The organism is Caulobacter sp. BE254 (assembly GCF_031457295.1).
In the GTDB taxonomy this organism is placed as follows: domain Bacteria; phylum Pseudomonadota; class Alphaproteobacteria; order Caulobacterales; family Caulobacteraceae; genus Caulobacter.
The window spans coordinates 76,195-94,745 of record NZ_JAVDWJ010000004.1 but is presented as its reverse complement, the minus strand read 5'-3'; the positions used below and the strand labels follow the sequence as shown (position 1 = coordinate 94,745).

Genomic DNA, 18,551 nt, shown 5'->3' with positions numbered 1-18,551 from the left:
CGGTGATGTCGGGCAATGAAGGTCAGGGTTTCGTCCACCTTCGCGTGCGCTCGGCCTATTCGCTGCTGGAAGGCGCCATCAAGGCCGACAAGATCCCCGGCATGGCCGCCGCCGCCGGCATGCCGGCGGCGGGGCTGGTGGACCGCAACAACCTGTTCGGGGCGCTGGAATATTCCGTCTATTCCAAGGACTACGGGGTCCAGCCGATCATCGGCTGCGCCCTGGCGGTGTCCGGGATCGGGGCGGGGCCGACCGAGCGCTGGGCCCGCACCCCGACCATCACCTTGCTGGTCCAGAACGAGCGGGGTTATCTGAACCTCTCGGAACTGTCGTCCCTGGCCTATCTGGAAAGCGGCGAGATGGCCGAGCCAGTCGTGCCCTGGGCCAAGGTGGTCCAGCACGCCGAGGGGCTGATCCTGCTGTCGGGCGGCACGGACGGTCCGGTCGACGCCCTGCTGGCCGCCGGCAAGACCGCCGAGGGCGAGGCCGCCCTGGCGGAAATGCAGCGGGTGTTCGCCGACCGCTTCTATGTCGAGCTGCAGCGCCACGGCCTGCCGCGCCAGGCCGCCGCCGAGCCGGGCCTGGTCCATTGGGCCTATGAGCACGACGCGCCGCTGGTCGCCACCAACGACGTCTACTACGCCAAGCCCAGCCTGTACGACGCCCACGACGCCCTGCTGTGCATTTCCGACGGCGCCTTCGTCGGCCAGGACGAGCGGCGGCGCGTGACGCCCGAGCACTGGTTCAAGCCGGCCGAGGACATGCGCAAGCTGTTCGCCGACCTGCCGGAAGCCTGCGACAACACCCTCGACATCGCCCGCCGCTGCGCCTTCATGGTCCACAAGCGCGACCCGATCCTGCCCAGCTTCCCCACCGGCGACGGCCGCAGCGAACCCGAGGAACTGACCCACCAGGCCAAGGAAGGCCTGAAGATGCGCCTGGCCGCCTTGGACAAGCTGGCCGTCGACGAGCAGGTCTACTGGGACCGGCTGGATTTCGAGCTGTCGATCATCATCAAGATGGGCTTCCCCGGCTACTTCCTGATCGTGTCGGACTTCATCAAGTGGGCCAAGGAGCACGGCATTCCCGTCGGCCCGGGCCGGGGTTCGGGCGCCGGGTCGCTGGTCGCCTGGGTGCTGACCATCACCGACCTGGACCCGCTGCGCTTCGGCCTGCTGTTCGAGCGCTTCCTCAATCCGGAGCGGGTGTCGATGCCCGACTTCGACATCGACTTCTGTCAGGAGCGCCGCGAAGAGGTGATCTCCTACGTGCAGGAGAAGTACGGCCGCGACCGCGTGGCCCAGATCATCACCTTCGGCTCGCTGCAGGCCCGCGCCGTGCTGCGCGACGTCGGCCGGGTGATGCAGCTGCCGCTGGGCCTGGTCGACCGGCTCTGCAAGATGGTGCCCAACAACCCGGCCGCGCCGGTGACCCTGGCCCAGGCCATCGACATCGAGCCGCGCCTCAAGCAGGCCCGCGACGAGGACGGCAACGTCAAGGCCTGCCTGGACGTGGCCCTGCAGCTGGAGGGCCTGTTCCGCAACGCCTCGACCCACGCCGCAGGCGTGGTGATCGGCGACCGGCCCCTGACCCAGCTGACGCCGCTCTACAAGGACCCGCGCTCGGACCTGCCGGCCACCCAATTCAACATGAAGTGGGTCGAAAGCGCCGGCCTGGTGAAGTTCGACTTTCTGGGCCTGAAGACCCTCACGGTCCTGGACCGGGCGGTCAAGCACCTGAAGAAGCGCGGCGAGATCATCGATCTGGGCAAGCTGCCCTTCGACGACACCAAGACCTACGAGCTGCTCGCCTCCGGCCAGACGGTCGGCGTGTTCCAGCTGGAAAGCCAGGGCATGCGCGACACCCTGCGCAAGATGCGCTGCGGCTCGATCGAGGAGATCACCGCGCTGATCTCGCTGTACCGCCCAGGGCCGATGGACAACATCGACACCTTCGTCGACTGCAAGTTCGGCCGAAAGCCCGTCGACAACCTGCATCCCTCGCTGGAGGTGGTGCTGAAGGAGACCTACGGCGTCATCGTCTACCAGGAACAGGTGATGCAGATCGCCCAGATCCTGGCCGGCTACAGCCTGGGCGAAGCCGACCTCCTGCGCCGGGCCATGGGCAAGAAGAAGAAGGAGGAAATGGATCTCCAGAAGATCCGTTTCGTCGCCGGGGCCAAGGAAAAGAACGTCCCCGAGGAGCAGTCCGGCTCGATCTTCGAACTGGTGGCCAAGTTCGCCGGCTACGGCTTCAACAAGTCGCACGCCGCCGCCTACGCCCTGATCGCCTACCAGACGGCCTGGCTGAAGGCCAATACGCCGGTCGAGTTCCTGGCCGCGTCGATGAGCCTGGATCTTTCGAACACCGACAAGCTGGCGGTCTTCCACCAGGACGCCCGGCGCTTCGACATCACCGTGCGGCCGCCGGACGTCAACCGCTCGGGCGCCGACTTCGAGGTCGAGAACGGCGAGGTGCTGTACGCCCTGGGCGCGGTGCGCAACGTCGGGCTGGAGGCCATGAAGCACCTGGTGGCCATCCGCGAGGAGGGCGGGCCGTTCCGCGACATCTTCGACTTCGTCGAGCGGGTCGATCCCAAGCTGGTCAACAAGCGGGCGATCGAGAACCTGGCCCGGGCCGGGGCCTTCGACTCCATCCACAAGAACCGCGCCCAGATCTTCGCCTCGGCCGACGTGCTGATCGCCCACGGCCAGAGCATCGCCGCCGATCGCCAGGGCGGCCAGCACGCCCTGTTCGGCGGCGACCCGGCGGCCGGCCGGCCGCGCCTGAAGAAGACCGAACCCTGGAGCCAGGTCGACCTGCTGGACGAGGAGCTGGCCGCCGTCGGCTTCTACCTGACCGGCCACCCGCTGGACGACATGGTCGGGGTGCTGCGCCGCCGCCGCACGGCCATGCTGACCGAGGTCATCCCGCGCGCCGAAGCCGGCATGGAGGCCTTTCGCATGTGCGGCGTGGTCCGCCGCCGCCAGGAGCGCGCCTCGCAGAGCGGCGAGCGCTTCGCCTTCGTCTCGCTGTCGGATCCCAGCGGCGAATACGAGGTGTTGTTCCCGCCCGAGGCCCTGCGCAAGTGCCGCGAGGTGCTGGAGCCGGGCAAGGCGGTGTCGATCAAGGTCCGCGCCAAGGCCCGCGACGGCGAGGTGCGGTTCTTCGGGGACGACGCCGAGCCGATCGAGAAGGCCATCGAGAACATGGTGGCGGGCCTGCGCCTGCACCTGTCGCCCTCGGCCACCGAAATCGAGGCCTTGAGGAAGCGGCTCGAGCCGGCCGCCTCGCCGCGCGGCGGCGAGATCAGCCTGATCGCCGCCCTGGGCGGCGGCCGCGAGATCGAGATGAAGCTGCCGGGCCGCTATACCTTGGACGCCGCCCTGCGCGGAGCCCTGAAGACCGCGCCCGGCGTGGCGCTGCTGGAGGATGTATGACGGGGAAGGCGCGCGCCGGCAGGCGCGCGGACAAGGCCGGAGCATTTTTCCATCCTGACGGCGTCAGGGCGGACCTCCGGGTTTTTGTCACTGGACGTTCTTCGCGCGAACGAGGGCCGCTCGGCTCGGAAGTGCTTCGGCGAGGGCGCGCCGTCCGTCGTCGGCGACCGGCGTGTAGATTTTGGAGCGTGAGGGCGCGTCGGCATCGACCCTCACGACCGTCCGGTGACTTGATCTTGGGCCGCTTGGGCTTGGAGGCAGGATGGACGCGCTTGGAATTCCGCCGGCGGCGGTTCGCGATGCGAACGCGCTGGAACTGGCCCGCGTGTGGATCGCCGAACAAGGGCTGCATTGCTCTCTGAGAGTGGGTCTCTATGCGGCGGACGGGATCGACCGGGAAACGGCCGCCTGGGGGATCATTCTGGCCGACCTGGCCGGACACGTCGCCGATGCGCTGAGCGCCGAAGGCCTGGGATCCCGCGCGGACCTGCTGGACGCGCTGGTCGAGCGCTTCAACGATGAAGCGGCCGAACCCTCGTCCGAACGGACAGGCGGGCGTGGGCGCGAGGCGGTTTGATGTCGCGCAACGCGGTTCCTCAGCCCGATGGCCGGTGGCGAGCCGATGCTTCGGGCCCGCGGGGCGACTTCCGGTGACCTTGGTCGCCGGCGCTGGCGTCTCGCAAGCCGCCGCGTCGACGGTCGTGTCGGCGGTCGGCCGCCAACGGCGCGCCGGTCGATTGAATCTGAGAGAAGGAGAAAACCCATGGCCAGACATGAAGGCGGCTGCCAGTGCGGCGCGGTGCGCTACGCGGTCGAGGTCGCACTGGACAACCTGATCACCTGCAACTGCTCGCGATGCGGCAAGCTGGGATCGGTGCTGGCCTTCGCGCCGGCCTCGGCGTTCGAGCTGAAGCAGGGCCAGGACGCCCTGACCGAGTACCGCTTCAACACCCACAAGATCGCGCACCTGTTCTGCCGGACCTGCGGCGTCCAGTCCTTCGGCCGCGGCGTCGGGCCGGACGGGACCGAGATGGCGGCGATCAACGTCCGCTGCCTGGACGAGGTGGACGTCTTCGCCCTGGAACCGCACCGGTTCGACGGCAAATCGCGCTAGAGCAAGTGGCGCGATATAGGGATCGCGCCGCTTGCTCTAGACTTTTGTTTTCACATCGCTTCGGCGGAAAACCGGCGTCCACTTTTCCGCGCGATGCTCTAGGCGCCGTGGACTCCCAAGGAGTTCCGCCGAGCGTGGATCAAGATTCAGGACCGCCTTTGAGGAGGCGGTCTTGAGCGTGATGGATCGTTTGGAGTTGGGCCACGCCCGTTGGTGACGGATGGCGGGGCTGATCATTGGTCGCCTTGATCGGAAAGGCTCGACGGGTCGTGACAACGGGACGTTCGTGGAGGACGCCCTAGGATCGTGCGCACCGGCTCGCCCTGGCGCGACCTTCCGAGGCGTTCGGCGACTGGAACGGCGCCTTCCACTGGTTCAGCCGCAGGGAGCCAGAAGGGCGTATGGCGGCGGATTTCCGAGGCGATGTCCGATGATCCGGACTTCGAGTCCCCAATCGTCGACTCCACCATCGTCCGCGCCCACTGCGCGCCAGCGGAGCCCAAAAGGGGAGCTGAAGACCAGGCCTGGAGGCTCTTGCGGGGGCCGAGCACCAAGGTCCACGTGGCCGTACGCGGCCTGGGCCAAATCGGTGCGCTTCATTCCGGCCCAGGATCGAAGGGCGACGCGCCACGGGCGGCCGCCTTGATCGCGAGCCGCCCGCGTCATGGCCGACACCGCGCACGACACCGAACCTTTGCGCCAAACCGTCGCCGACAAGGACGCCGTCATAGGCGGTGTCGGCCATGACGAGCCGGGTGGACAGTCCCTCGATCAAGACGCCGACTTTGAGCGCGTCGCCGCGATGTCCGGCGGTCAGGATGGAGCGGATCGGCTGACCAGGCCCGCGCGATCCATGGAGGGGCGGCGCGACCCGGAGCTGGCCGCCGCCGATCGCTGCGTGCCCAGCCCGCACCCCGCTCTGGTCCAGGTGGAGCCCAGGCCTCAGGTAGGCGAAGGCGTTGCGATCCAGGCGCCCCGGGCGGCGGATCGGTCAGCAGAGGCGCACGACACCAGAACCCACGTCGGGGATGGTCTGCAGCAGGGCCGCGCGGGTCCGTGGACCCCGCGGCTTCGCCTGGAGCCCGACCTCGATCCGGGGCCGTCCTGGACGACAACGCGGTCCCGTCGGCGGCTGTCGGCGACGGCCTCGTCCAGAGCCTGCTTGAGACGGGTCTTCTCGCTGGCTGCGTCTCCACTAAAGCACCGCGCGGAAAAGTGGGCGCCGGTTTTCCGCAAAAGCGATGCGAAAACAAAAGTCTAGAGCAAGTCGCGCGGTCCTGTATCGCGCGACTTGCTCTGGCTGACCGCGGATGGATAGGGCGCGGATCTCGAAGGCCTTGGCGCTGGGAACAAAGCGTGCCGCGTGCGACCAACCCTGTGTCCAGCTGTCGATCATGACCGCAGGCCTTCGGGCCGTGCGCAGAGCTGCGATCCGTGGGGTCGGCCACCCGGCCTCGAAACCGGTTTCGGCCAAGCCGCGCGCCCGACGCGCGTCTTGGTCGCCGATCGCCGCCGCCGCCTGGCTTGCACTCTCGCGCCCGCGCCGAACCACCAGGCTCGCAAACCCAGCCGAGACGTTGGCGATCCGAAACGCCTTGTCGGCGGAGCAGGGGCTTCGGGAGCCGCCAGGTCGGCGCTGTAGACCACTCGGATGGGGCTTCTCGGATGTGATCGGAACCAGGCGCCAGGCGCGGGCAGGGAGCCTCCTACCAGGCGCTGGCGCGGCCGTTGGCCAGGCCGGCGCGGCCGAGGCGGCGCTTGGCGGCCTTGCCGCGGCCGACGATCATCGGCGCGTCGGCCCCGCGCAGCAGCGGCAAATCGTCGAGGCTGTCGGTATAGGCATAGGCCCAGCGCGGACCATGGCCCGCCTCGGCCAGGGCCTGGCACTTGCGCTGATGGCGGCAATGGACGTCGGCGACCCAGCCGCCGGCCCGGCGCTTGAGCGAGGTGCCCAGCACGATGATCGGCCGGCCCAGGGGGGCGATCAGGGCCTGGGCCAGGAGAGTCGGGGCGGCGGTGACGACGACGACCTCGTCGCCGCCGGCGAGGTGGGCGTCGAGGGTCTCGACCCCCTGGCCGCGCCAGCGAAGGGGCAGGGCGTTGGTGTGGAAACGGGCGGCGAAATCGGCGCACGAGTCCCGCAGCGCCCGCTCGTCCAGTCCGACCGTGGCGATCCACAGCAGGATCGAGGCTCCGGCCTGCCGGGTGCGCGGCGCGATCACCATCGGGACGGCGACCGGCGCGACCAGCAGCGTGGCCAGCAGGCGGGGAACCGAGCGGCAAGCCCGGTCCCACAGCCACAGCGCCGTGGAATCGCCGTCCAGCAGCGTGCCGTCCAGATCGAACACCGCGAGCATGAGCCACCTCTACCCGTCACGGCCGGCCAAGCGGCTCCCACCCAGCCGACGGACCCGCCCATCAGACACGATCTCTGTGTCAGAAACGCATGACGATTGCGGTTCGCCTGTGGACGGATCGGGTTCATTTGTGGGCCTGCGCCGATCCCTGCGCCGATCAAAGGCGCCATGCGAAGAAGATGCCGCCCGATGGACCGTCTCGTGACCGCCCGCTTGATCGCCGAGCGCCTGGACCAGCGGGATCTGCCCGACCTGGTCGCCCTGCATCTGGATCCGGACGTCTCGCGCTATCTGGGCGGCATCCGGTCCGCGGAGGCGACAGGCGCCTATCTGGCGGCCAATCTGGCCCATTGGGATCGCCATGGCTTCGGACCGTGGATCTGGCGCAAGCCCGACGGCGCCTTCGTGGGCCGCGCCGGGATCCGGCCGTTGACGGTGGAACGCGTTCCGGAGATCGAGATCGCCTACGCCCTGGCGCGCGGCGCCTGGGGTCAGGGATATGCCGGCGAGATCACGGAGAGGCTGGTCGAGCACGCCCTGGAACGACTGGCCCTGCCGTCCCTGGTCGGAGTGGTCATGATCGACCATGGCGCCTCGCGCCGGGTGCTGGAGCGGGCGAGGTTCGCGTTCGAGCGCGAGGTGGTCCATGCGGGAGAACCTTGCGCGCTCTACCGCCTGAACCGGCCGATGGGAGACGCGACGGCGGCATGAGCTTGCCGGACCGGCGGCCCGACGGGCAAGGTTCAGGCGTCTAAGGGCTTGCTTTTTGGTCCGTTCGCGCCTATCTGCCGCGCCATTCCACACGTGGACGTGCGGCGACGCCGGGGAGACATCCCGTCGTTACCGTTCCGGTCCCGGTCCGAATCGTCGGAGCGGGGGTGTCCACGGAGGTTCAACCGGAAGAAGGAGACCTATCATGGCGCTTCCCGAATTCTCCATGCGTCAGCTCTTGGAAGCTGGCGCCCACTTCGGCCACCAGACGCACCGCTGGAACCCGAAGATGGACCGCTACATCTTTGGTTCGCGTTCGAACATCCACATCATCGACCTGTCGCAGTCGATCCCGCTCCTGCACCAGGCCCTGGTGAAGGTGCGTGAAGTCGCCGCCGCCGGCGGCCGCGTGCTGTTCGTCGGCACCAAGCGTCAGGCCAGCGACCCGGTCGCCACGGCCGCCAAGCGCTGCGCCCAGTACTATGTCAACCACCGCTGGCTGGGCGGCACCCTGACCAACTGGCGCACCGTCTCGGGCTCGATCGCGCGCCTGCGCGAACTCGAAGGCGTGCTGGGCGGCGACGGCTCGGGCCGTTCCAAGAAGGAACTGCTGCAGCTGACCCGCGAGCGCGACAAGCTGGAACTGTCGCTGGGCGGCATCAAGGACATGGGCGGCATCCCCGACATCATGTTCGTGATCGACACCAACAAGGAAGCGATCGCGATCCTGGAAGCCCGCAAGCTGAACATCCCGGTCGTCGCCATCCTCGACACCAACTGCGATCCGGACGGCATCACCTATCCGATCCCGGGCAATGACGACGCCGCCCGCGCCCTGCAGCTGTACTGCGACCTGATCGCCGACGCGGTGCTGGACGGCCTGGCCGCCGGCCAAGCCGCCTCGGGCGTCGACCTGGGCGCTTCGGTGGCCCCGATCGAGCCGACCCTGGCGCGCGAACTGACCCCGGAACCGGTGGCTGAAGCCGCCGCTCCGGAAGTCGCCGCCGCCGAAGTGGCCGAGCAGGAAGCGGCGTTCGAAGCCGCCGCTGCTCCGGCCGCCGTCGAAGCCGCTCCGGAAGCCGCTCAAGAAGCGACCGCCGAAGCGATCGAAGCCGTCGCCGAAGAGCCGGCCGCGAGCTGATTTTCCGATCGCCGGATCGGGATTTCGGTCTCGATCCGGTCTTCGTGAACCTGACATGCGACCGGGCTATCAAGCCCGGTCGTAATTTTGTTTCACGCGTTTCTCCCGCCGAACCGGTCTTGGTCGCGGTTGGAAGCGCTCTGACGTTTAATGGAGGAACTCATGGCTGAAGTGACCGCTGCGCTGGTGAAAGAGCTGCGCGAAAAGTCCGGCGTCGGCATGATGGACTGCAAGAAGGCCCTGGTCGAGAACAACGGCGACATCGACGCGTCCATCGACTGGCTGCGCGAGAAGGGCCTGTCCAAGGCCGCCAAGAAGGCCGACCGCGTCGCCGCTGAAGGCCTGGTCGGCATCGCCGTCCGCAACGACGGCGCCGGCATGACCGCCGCCGCTGTGGAAGTGAACGCCGAGACCGACTTCCTGGGCCGTAACGACCTGTTCCAGAACGCCGTCCGCAAGATCGCGGCCGTCGGCCTGGACAACGACGGCGTGGACGCCATCAACGCGGCCAAGACCGCCGACGGCGACGTCGTGGCCGATACGCTGACCAACCTGATCGCCACCATCGGCGAGAACATGGTCCTGCGCCGCGCGGCCAAGTTCACCGTCGCCCAAGGCGCGGTGTCGTCCTACATCCACAACGCGACCGCCCCGGACCTGGGCCGCATCGGCGTGCTGGTGGCCATCGAAGGCGCCGGCGACCAGGCCAAGATCCTGGAGCTGGGCCGCAAGATCGCCATGCACGTGGCCGCCACCGCCCCGCTGTCGCTGTCGCCGGACGACCTGGACCAGGCCGCCATCGAGAAGGAGCGCCAGATCTTCACCGCGCAGGCGCTGGAGTCGGGCAAGCCCCCGGCCGTGGTCGAGAAGATGGTCGAAGGCCGCATCCGCAAGTTCCTGGAAGAAGTCGTGCTGCTGAAGCAGGCCTTCGTCATGAACCCGGACCAGACCGTCGAGCAGCTGGTCGCCGAAGCCGGCAAGGAACTGGGCTCGCCGCTCACCGTGAAGGGCTTCGTTCGCCTGGCCCTGGGTGAAGGCGTGGAAAAGGCTCCGGAAGGCGATTTCGCCGCCGAAGTCGCCGCCATGGCCGGCCAAGCCTAAGCCTCTTTCGCCGCCCATCGCTCTTCTGGCGGGGCGGCGAACGGGACCGCCTATGAAAGGCGCGGCGCGCATCGAGCGCGCGCCGCGCCTTTTTTGCGCCCCGGTCGCGCACCTGCACGCGATCTGGCCGGTTTGAGCCCGGAAAACCGATCCCACTTTTCCGGAACGCGCACTATGTTGCGTCCCGACGACTCAGGAAGAGCCTCCGCATGTCCGAACCGCAGCACAGACCCTATCGCCGCGTGCTTCTGAAGGTTTCGGGCGAGGTGTTGATGGGCGACACGCCCTACGGCATCGACACCAAGACCGTCGAATCGGTGGCCGAGGACATCCGCGAGATCGTCCAGTCCGGCGTCGAGCTGTGCCTGGTGATCGGCGGCGGCAACATCTTCCGCGGCATGGCCGGCGCGGCCAAGGGCATGGAACGCTCCAGCGCCGACTACATGGGCATGCTGGCCACGGTCATGAACGCCCTGGCCATGCAGGACGCCCTGGAGCGTATCGGCGTGTCCACCCGCGTGCAGTCGGCCATCCCGATGGCCACGGTCTGCGAGCCCTATATCCGCCGCCGCGCCCAGCGGCACCTGGAGAAGGGCAGGGTGGTGATCTTCGCCGCCGGCACCGGCAACCCGTTCTTCACCACCGACACCGCCGCGGCCCTGCGCGCCGCCGAAATGCAGTGCGACGCCCTGTTCAAGGGCACCAGCGTCGACGGCATCTATAGCGCCGATCCCAAGAAGGATCTGGCCGCCAAGCGCTACGACACGCTCACCTACATGGACGTGCTGGCCAAGGACCTGCGGGTCATGGACGCCTCGGCCGTGGCGCTGATGCGCGACAACAACATCCCGATCGTGGTCTTCTCCATCAAGGGACGCGGCAACCTGCTGAACGTCCTGAAGGGCCAGGGAACGTACACCGTCGTTTCCGGCGACCGCGCCGCTTAATTTCCCAGCGAAGAGAGCCCAAGCCATGGCCACCGCCGAAAAACCCGTCCTGTCCCGCTACAAGGACCGCATGGACAAGTCCGTCGTCGCCCTGAAGGAGGAGTTCGCCTCCCTGCGCACGGGCCGCGCCTCCGCCAGCCTGCTGGACCAGGTGATGGTCGAGGCCTACGGCTCGCCGACCCCGCTGAACGCGGTGGCCTCGATCAGCGTGCCCGAGCCGCGCCAGATCAACGTCAACGTCTGGGACAAGGGCGTCGTCGTCTCGGTCGAGAAGGCGATCCGCAATTCGGGCCTGGGCCTGAACCCGGTCGTGGAAGGCCAGAACCTGCGCATCCCGATCCCGCCGCTGACCGAGGAGCGCCGCAAGGACCTGGTGAAGATCGCCGGCAAGTACGCCGAGCAGCAAAAGGTCGCGGTCCGCAACATCCGTCGCGACGCCAACGACGACCTCAAGAAGGCCGAGAAGGCTTCCGTCATCAGCGAAGACGAGCTGAAAAAGATGGAAACCGAGGTCCAAAAGATGACCGACGAGGCCATCAAGCGGGTCGACGAGGCCTTGAAAACCAAAGAACAAGAGATCATGCAGGTTTAGCATCGACCTGCGTTGTGGGGGGAGATGAGGGAAGGCTGAAGCGCATGGCGCCGACGACCGGCCTGCAGGATGTCTCGACGCGCGCCGGGGGCGCCAAGTCGGGCCAATCCCTGCATGTGGCCATCATCATGGACGGCAACGGCCGTTGGGCGAAGCGGCGCAACCTGCCGCGCGTCCTGGGCCATCGGGCTGGCGTCAACGCCCTGAAGCGGACCGTCGAGGGCGCCGCGCCCCTGGGCGTGGGCGTGATGACGGTGTTCGGCTTTTCCACCGAGAACTGGAGCCGTCCGCCGCAGGAGGTGTCGGAACTGATGGGCCTGCTGAAGGCCTATCTGGAGTCCGACCTCGAGCGCCTGGCCCGCGAGGGCGTGAAGGTGCGGATCATCGGCCGCCGGACGGGCCTGGCCCCCGACGTGCTGGATGTCATCGAGCGCGCCGAGCGCCGCACCGCCCACAACGACGCCTTCCTGCTGCAGGTGGCGTTCAACTATGGCGGCCGGGCCGACATCGCCGACGCCGCGCGCGCCTTCGCCGAGGCCGTGGAACGGGGCGAGGCCCGGGCGGCCGATCTGGACGAGGCGCTGTTCGAGCAGCGCCTGTCGACGGCTGGGGCGCCGGCGCCGGACGTCATCGTGCGCACCAGCGGCGAACAGCGGATCTCCAATTTCCTGCTTTGGGAATGCGCCTACGCCGAACTCGTGTATCAGGACGTTCTTTGGCCGGACTATGGGCCCGAACACCTGGCCGCCGCGTTGACGGAATACCGCAGCCGCGACCGTCGCTATGGAGGTATCGCCGTCGATGACGTCGCCGTCGCCGGCTAAGCGTTTCAACTGGAGCAACCTGCGGATCCGTGTCGCCTCGGCCACGGTGCTGGTGCCTACGGTCGTGGCCGCCGTCTGGTTCGGCGATGTCTGGTACCTGGGCCTGATCCTGGTGGGCGTCGCGCTGCTCGCCCGCGAGTGGGCCGAGATGAGCGCCCGGCGGGCCGTGCTGGGCGTGGCCCTGGCGATCGGCGCGGCCGTGGCGATCTCGGTGATCGTCGCTTTCCGCGGCCATTACTACATCACCTGGCCGGTCGTCGTGGTTGGCGCCCTGGCCGCGGCGTCGATGGCGCGGGGGGCGGTCGAGCGGCGGGCCGACGCGGCCTATGGCGTGATCTATATCGCGCCGGCGGTGATCGCGATGATCTGGCTGCGCCGGATGGAGGCGGGCCTGTCCTGGACCCTGCTGATGTTCACCGTCACCTGGTTCGCCGACATCTTCGCCTTCGTGACGGGCAGCCTGCTGAAGGGCCCCAAGCTGTGGCCGCGCTTTTCGCCCAACAAGACCTGGTCGGGCTTCTTCGGCGGACTGGTCGCCGCCTCGCTGGGCGCGGTCGGCATCGTCGCCCTGTCCCGGGCGCTGCCCGCCTTGCCGGACCTGCACCTGGCCTGGCCCGTGGCGGCGGCGATCGGCTTGCTGGGCGGCCTGGCCACCATGACCGGCGATCTCTGGGAATCCATCCTCAAGCGCCGGTTCGGCGTGAAGGATTCGGGCGACCTGATCCCTGGCCACGGCGGCATGCTGGACCGCGTCGACGGCCTGATGTTCGCGGCGATCGTGGTCGCCGGCGCGCGCCTGCTCGACCAGTGGGGGTGGCTGCCTTGACCCACACCCGCCCGGGCGAGGCCCGCAAGGTCGTGGTGCTGGGGTCGACGGGGTCCATCGGCGTTTCGACGCTGGACCTGTTCGAACAGGCCGACGTCCACGTCGAGATCCTGGCCCTGACCGCCGGCCGCAACATCGAGAAGCTGGCGCAGCAGGCCCTGCGCTGGCGGCCCCAGGTGGCGGTCATCGACGACGAGACCTGCCTGCCCCAGCTGCGCGAGCGCTTGGCCGGGTCCGGCGTGCGGGCCGCCGCCGGCGCCGCCGCGGTCTCCGAGGCCGCCGCCATGGGCGCGGACTGGGTGATGTCGGCCATCGTCGGGGCGGCGGGGCTGGCCCCGACCCTGGCCGCGGCCCGCACGGGCGCGGTCATCGCCCTGGCCAACAAGGAAAGCCTGGTCTGCGCCGGACCGGCCTTGCTGGCCATCGCCCGCGAGGCCGGCGGCTCGGTGATTCCCGTCGATTCCGAGCATTCGGCGATCTTCCAGGTGCTGCAGCGCGACTGTATCGACCAGGTATCGCGCCTGATCCTGACGGCCTCGGGCGGCCCCTTCCGCACTTGGGACAAGGCCGCCATGGCCAAGGCCACGCCGGAGCAGGCGGTGGCCCATCCCAACTGGTCGATGGGCGCCAAGATTTCGGTCGATTCCGCGACGATGATGAACAAGGGTCTCGAGATGATCGAGGCGTCCTACCTGTTCGAGACCCCGCAAGAGCGCATCGACGTGGTGATCCACCCGCAGTCCGTGATCCACAGCCTCGTCGAATACGCCGACGGCTCGACGCTGGCCCAGCTGGGTCCGCCGGACATGCGCAGCCCGATCTCCTGCGCCTTCTCCTGGCCCCAGCGCCTGTCCTGGCCCGCCAAGCCCCTGGACCTGGCCGCCTACGGCCAGCTGACCTTCGAGGCGCCGGACCTGGACCGCTTCCCGTCGATCGCCATCGCCCGCGAGGCCCTGCGCCTGGGCGGGGGCGCGCCGGCCGCGATGAACGCCGCCAACGAGGTGGCCGTCGCGGCCTTCCTTGACCGGCAGATCGGCTTTCTGGATATTGCCCGCGCGGTGGCGGGGACACTTGAGCGCATGAACGGCCTGGGCGAGCTCGCCGACAGCCACGGCGACGCCCTCGACAGCGCGATGATGACCGACGCTTCGGCTCGCCGCATTGCGGCCGAGGTTGTCGGCCAAAACCGTATCTAGAGACTGACCGGGGAGTTGGGCGCCACCTTATGATTGGGTTTTTGACGGGCCTTCTTGCGTTCGTGTTCGTGCTGTCCGTCGTCGTGACAGTGCACGAACTCGGCCATTTCTGGGCCGCGCGAGCCTGTGGCGTGGCGATCGACTGCTTCTCGATCGGCTTTGGCCCCAAGATCGTGGCCTGGCGCGACAAGACCGGCGTCGAGTGGCGGATCGCCGCGATCCCGCTGGGCGGCTATGTGCGATTCTCAGGCGACGACAACGCCGCAAGCGTGCCCGACGGCAGCGACCTGGCCGTCCTCAAGCGCGAGATCGCCAGCCGGGAAGGCGAGGCGGCCGTTTCGCGCTACTATCATTTCAAGCCCGTCTGGCAGCGCGCGATCATCGCCGTCGCCGGTCCCGTGGCCAATTTCCTGCTGGCGATCGCCGTGTTCGCCGTCTTCGCTGTGACGTTGGGCGAATATCGCCATCCGGCGAGAATCGACACCGTTCCGGCCGACGGCCCGGCGGCGGCGGCCGGGTTCAAGCCGGGCGATCTGGTCACCAAGGTCGACGGTCGCCGGATCAAGACCTTCGAGGAGCTCAGCGGCTACGTCATCCTGCGGGCGCGCCTGCCCATCGACTTCACGGTCGAGCGTGGAGGCCAGACCGTGCATCTGGTGGCCACGCCGGTCCAGGTCGAGGTGGTGGACAAGATCAACGGCCGCATGAAGATCGGCCGGCTGGGCGTGGGCAATGTCAGCAAGCCCTACCATTACCGTTCGACGATCTGGCGCGCCATTCCCGACGCCACCGTGCAGGTCTGGGACCAGATCAGCACCATCGGCTTCTATCTTGGCCGTCTGGTCACGGGCCAGATCTCGGCCGACCAGATCAGCGGCGTGATCGGCATCGGCCACGCGGTCGGCGCGATGGCCTCGGCCACGACGGTCGACGCGCCCGACATCCAGACGCTGCTGCTGCGCTTCTTCGTCGGCCAGATGATCATGGTCGCCACCCTGTCGGTCAGCATCGGCTTCATGAACCTGCTGCCCATACCGGTGCTCGATGGCGGCCATTTGCTGATGTACGCCTACGAGGCGATCGCCAAGCGACCGCTGAAGGCCGAGTTCCAGGCGGCCGGCTTCAGAGCGGGGCTTGCCTTGATCCTTGGTTTCATGCTGTTCGCGGCCTGGAACGATCTCCATCGCTACGACGTGTTCAAATTCATTGGCGGCCTGTTCTCGTGACCTGTTCTCGTGAGCTGGCCGTCCGTCCATGATTGGTCCCATGAACAAAATTCGCGCCCATAGCGCCGCGTTCGCCACCGGCGTTGCGCTTCTTCTCGGTTCCACGGCGCTGACCGCGCCGCAGGCGGCCCTCGCCCAGGCCCAGGCCACGGGCGTGGTGCAGCGCATCGTGGTGCAGGGCAACGAGCGGATCGAGCAAGGGACCGTGCTGTCCTACCTGCCGATTCAGCCGGGCGAGACGGTCGACCCCCAGCGTCTCGACCTGGCGCTGAAGACCCTGGCCCGCACCGACCTGTTCGCCGACGTGAAGATCGAGCTGCAGGGCGGCGACCTGATCGTCAAGGTCGTCGAGAACCCGATCATCAACCAGGTGGTCTTCGAGGGGAACTCGGCGCTCAAGGAAGACAAGCTGAAGGACGAGGTCCAGATCCGTCCGCGCGGCATCTTCACCCGCGCCAAGGTCCAGGCCGACGTCCAGCGCATCATCGAGCTCTATCGCCGCTCGGGCCGCATCTCCGCGACCGTGACGCCCAAGGTGGTCGAGTTGCCGCAGAAGCGCGTCGACCTGGTGTTCGAGATCAACGAAGGTCCCAAGAGTGGCGTGCTGGGCGTCAACTTCCTGGGCAACGTCGAATACTCGGACAACGACCTGAAGGACGTCATCGTCACCAAGGAGTCGCACTGGTACAAGTTCCTGACCAGTAACGACAACTACGATCCCGACCGGATCGAGTACGACCGCGAGCAGCTGCGCAAGTTCTACCGCAACCGCGGCTATTTCGACTTCCGCGTCGTGGCCTCGGTCGCCGAACTGGCCACCGACAAGAACGGCTTCGCGGTCACCTACACGATCGATGAAGGCCCCAAGTACAAGTTCGGCAAGGTCACCGTCGAGACCGAGCTGAAGAAGCTGGACGGCAACCTGCTGGCCCAGATCCTGCCGATCCGCGCCGGTCAGCTGTACGAAGACGAGAAGATCGAGCAGGCCACCGACGCCCTGACCTTCGCGGCGGGCGCGGCCGGCTTCGCCTTCGTGGACGTGCGTCCGCGCTACGTGCCCAACCACGAGACCAATACCGTGGACGTGGTGTTCTCGGTGCGGGAAGGCCCGCGCGTCTATGTCGACAGGATCGACATCGTCGGCAACACCCGCACGCTGGACTATGTGGTGCGCCGCGAACTGGAAGTGGCCGAGGGCGACGCCTACAACCGCGTGCTGGTCGACCGCTCGAAGAACCGCGTCCGGGCCCTGGGCTTCTTCAAGGACGTCGATATCGAGGAAGTGCCGAGCGCCCAGCCGGACCGCACCACCCTGCGGGTCAAGACCGAGGAGCAGCCGACCGGCGAACTGTCGTTCAGCGCCGGCTACAGCTCGGTCGACAAGCTGGTGCTGGACGTCGGCATCACCGAGCGCAACTTCCGCGGCCGCGGCCAGAATCTGCGGGCCCGCGTCTCGGTCGGCTCGCTGCGCCAGCAGATCGACTTCGGCTTCACCGAGCCGCGCTTCCTGGGCCGCGACCTGCGCGCGGGCCTGGACCTGTACTCCTATCGCTACGACCTCAGCGACTACGCCGCCTACGACACGGAATCGACCGGCGGCACGCTGCGCCTGGGCTTCCCGCTGACGCAGAACGCCTCGATGGGCCTGCGCTACCAGCTCCGCCAGGACAAGGTGAGCGTCGCGGACAATCTCTGCGCCAGCGGGTCGGTGTCCGACATCCTCTGCCTGCAGCGCGGTTCGTACATAACCTCGCTGTTCGGCTACAACCTGCGGCTCGACAAGCGCAACGACCCGATCCAGCCGACGCGCGGCTGGTTCGCCGACCTGAGCCAGGATCTGGCCGGCTTCGGCGGCGACACCAAGTATCTGAAGACCGAGACCGACGCCGGCTGGTACTGGGGCTTCAACAAGGACTTCATCTTCAGCGCCACCGGTTCGGCGGGCTATATCGAAGGCTGGGGCGGCGACAACATCCGCATCAACGACCGCTTCTACAAGGGCGGCAGCTCGTTCCGCGGCTTCGAGATCGCGGGTATCGGCCCGCGCGACACGACGACGCAGAGCAGCGCCCTGGGCGCCAAGCTATATGCCATCGGCACGTTCGAGCTGACGGTCCCGACCTTCCTGCCCGAGCAGTACGGGATCAAGGCCCGCCTGTTCAGCGACTTCGGTACCGCCGGCCAGCTGGACGACGTCGACCGCCTGACGGCGGGCGGCGAGATCAACAAGAACATCAAGGACGACCTGGGCCTGCGGGCTTCGGCGGGGTTGAGCATCGACTGGAAATCCCCCATGGGGCCCATCACGTTCGATTTCAGCCATATTCTCGCTAAAGATGACTACGACAGGACCGAGACCTTCCGGTTCTCCACCTCCACAAGGTTTTAATAAGCATGACCTCCAAGTTCCTCGCCGCGACCGTTTCGGGTCTGGCCGCTCTCGCCACGGCGTCGGGCGCCTTCGCCCAGGCCACGCCTCCGACGGCCCCGGCCGCGCCGCCGATCACCCACGGCGCGCCGATCGCCGGCGTCTGCATCTTCTCGAGCCAGGGCGCCGTCGCCCGCTCGCTGGTGGGCAAGGCGGTCGACGCCCGCCTGAAGACCATCATCTCGCAGGTCAACGCCGAACTGACCGCCGAGCGGACCAGCCTGGAAACCGACGCCAAGGCGTTCGAGGCCAAGCGAGCCACCCTGGATCAAAGCGCGCTCGAACAGCAGGGCGCCGCCCTGCAGGTGCGCGGCAACGCGTTCCAGCGTAAGGGCCAGCTGCGCCAGCGCGAAGTCGAGGCCACCGAGCAGAAGCAACTGGCCCGCGTCTATCAGGAACTGGACCCGGCCATCCGCCAGGCCTACCAGGCCAAGACCTGCTCGATCCTGATCGAGCGGGAGTCGGTGCTGCTGGGCAACCCGGCCATGGACATCACCGACGCGGTCGTCGCCGCCGTCGACGCCCGCATCAAGACCCTGACCTTCGATCGCGAACGTCTGGACCAAGCGGCTCCGGGGGCTCAAGCTCTGCAGCCGACGACTCCCAAGAAGTAGTCGAGTCGGTTCGGGCGTCGTGCCCGGACCGCTC

At 67.9% G+C, this 18,551-nt stretch carries 15 protein-coding genes and 1 pseudogene; 15 read left to right on the top strand and 1 reads right to left on the bottom strand.

Going from position 1 to position 18,551, the window contains the following annotated elements:
* Positions 1 to 5: 5 nt before the first annotated feature.
* The 4 genes and pseudogenes from dnaE to J2X41_RS09295 all read left to right on the top strand — a co-directional run.
* Positions 6 to 3,440, top strand: a complete 3,435-nt coding sequence (gene dnaE, locus J2X41_RS09310) for a DNA polymerase III subunit alpha (protein WP_310081370.1) — start codon at positions 6 to 8, stop codon at positions 3,438 to 3,440.
* 262 nt (positions 3,441 to 3,702) lie between these two features.
* Positions 3,703 to 4,017: a DUF5076 domain-containing protein gene (locus J2X41_RS09305; RefSeq protein WP_310081367.1), complete on the top strand. Its 315-nt coding sequence runs from the start codon at positions 3,703 to 3,705 to the stop codon at positions 4,015 to 4,017.
* A gap of 186 nt (positions 4,018 to 4,203) precedes the next feature.
* Positions 4,204 to 4,554, top strand: a complete 351-nt coding sequence (locus tag J2X41_RS09300; RefSeq protein WP_310081365.1) for a GFA family protein — start codon at positions 4,204 to 4,206, stop codon at positions 4,552 to 4,554.
* A 220-nt stretch (positions 4,555 to 4,774) separates the two neighbouring features.
* A pseudogene (locus tag J2X41_RS09295) lies at positions 4,775 to 5,281 on the top strand (transposase); the annotation flags it as partial.
* Positions 5,282 to 6,260: 979 nt separating this feature from the next.
* Here J2X41_RS09295 and J2X41_RS09285 read toward each other — a convergent pair.
* Positions 6,261 to 6,911, bottom strand: a complete 651-nt coding sequence (locus J2X41_RS09285; RefSeq protein ID WP_310081363.1) for a haloacid dehalogenase-like hydrolase — start codon at positions 6,909 to 6,911, stop codon at positions 6,261 to 6,263.
* A gap of 189 nt (positions 6,912 to 7,100) precedes the next feature.
* On the opposite strand from J2X41_RS09285, the gene J2X41_RS09280 reads away from it, so the two are divergent.
* The 11 genes from J2X41_RS09280 (at position 7,101) to J2X41_RS09230 (ending at position 18,517) form a co-directional block, all read left to right on the top strand.
* A complete protein-coding gene (locus tag J2X41_RS09280; protein WP_310081361.1) occupies positions 7,101 to 7,622 on the top strand; it encodes a GNAT family N-acetyltransferase in 522 nt (173 codons plus the stop codon).
* A 205-nt stretch (positions 7,623 to 7,827) separates the two neighbouring features.
* Complete coding sequence (gene rpsB / locus J2X41_RS09275; RefSeq protein ID WP_310081358.1) at positions 7,828 to 8,763, top strand: 30S ribosomal protein S2; 936 nt, start codon at positions 7,828 to 7,830, stop codon at positions 8,761 to 8,763.
* Positions 8,764 to 8,925: 162 nt separating this feature from the next.
* The gene (gene tsf, locus J2X41_RS09270) at positions 8,926 to 9,864 is read left to right on the top strand and encodes a translation elongation factor Ts (RefSeq protein WP_310081356.1); all 939 of its coding nucleotides are present in this window, start codon (positions 8,926 to 8,928) and stop codon (positions 9,862 to 9,864) included.
* 209 nt (positions 9,865 to 10,073) lie between these two features.
* Complete coding sequence (gene pyrH, locus J2X41_RS09265) at positions 10,074 to 10,811, top strand: UMP kinase (RefSeq protein ID WP_310081354.1); 738 nt, start codon at positions 10,074 to 10,076, stop codon at positions 10,809 to 10,811.
* Between the two features lie 25 nt (positions 10,812 to 10,836).
* On the top strand, positions 10,837 to 11,403 hold the full coding sequence (gene frr, locus J2X41_RS09260) for a ribosome recycling factor (protein WP_310081352.1): 567 nt from the start codon (positions 10,837 to 10,839) through the stop codon (positions 11,401 to 11,403).
* A gap of 44 nt (positions 11,404 to 11,447) precedes the next feature.
* Positions 11,448 to 12,227: a polyprenyl diphosphate synthase gene (gene uppS, locus J2X41_RS09255; protein ID WP_310081350.1), complete on the top strand. Its 780-nt coding sequence runs from the start codon at positions 11,448 to 11,450 to the stop codon at positions 12,225 to 12,227.
* Positions 12,205 to 13,053, top strand: coding sequence for a phosphatidate cytidylyltransferase (locus tag J2X41_RS09250; protein ID WP_310081348.1), 849 nt, complete (start codon positions 12,205 to 12,207; stop codon positions 13,051 to 13,053). The genes uppS and J2X41_RS09250 overlap by 23 nt, the downstream gene beginning before the upstream one ends.
* Positions 13,050 to 14,249: a 1-deoxy-D-xylulose-5-phosphate reductoisomerase gene (locus J2X41_RS09245; RefSeq protein ID WP_310081347.1), complete on the top strand. Its 1,200-nt coding sequence runs from the start codon at positions 13,050 to 13,052 to the stop codon at positions 14,247 to 14,249. Before J2X41_RS09250 ends, J2X41_RS09245 begins: the two co-directional genes overlap by 4 nt.
* A gap of 41 nt (positions 14,250 to 14,290) precedes the next feature.
* Positions 14,291 to 15,475: a M50 family metallopeptidase gene (locus tag J2X41_RS09240; RefSeq protein ID WP_310081345.1), complete on the top strand. Its 1,185-nt coding sequence runs from the start codon at positions 14,291 to 14,293 to the stop codon at positions 15,473 to 15,475.
* Between the two features lie 28 nt (positions 15,476 to 15,503).
* Positions 15,504 to 17,864 (top strand): outer membrane protein assembly factor BamA, encoded by a 2,361-nt coding sequence (gene bamA / locus J2X41_RS09235; protein ID WP_310081344.1) that lies wholly within the window; start codon positions 15,504 to 15,506, stop codon positions 17,862 to 17,864.
* 5 nt (positions 17,865 to 17,869) lie between these two features.
* A complete protein-coding gene (locus J2X41_RS09230; protein WP_310081343.1) occupies positions 17,870 to 18,517 on the top strand; it encodes an OmpH family outer membrane protein in 648 nt (215 codons plus the stop codon).
* The last annotated feature ends 34 nt before the right edge of the window (positions 18,518 to 18,551 follow it).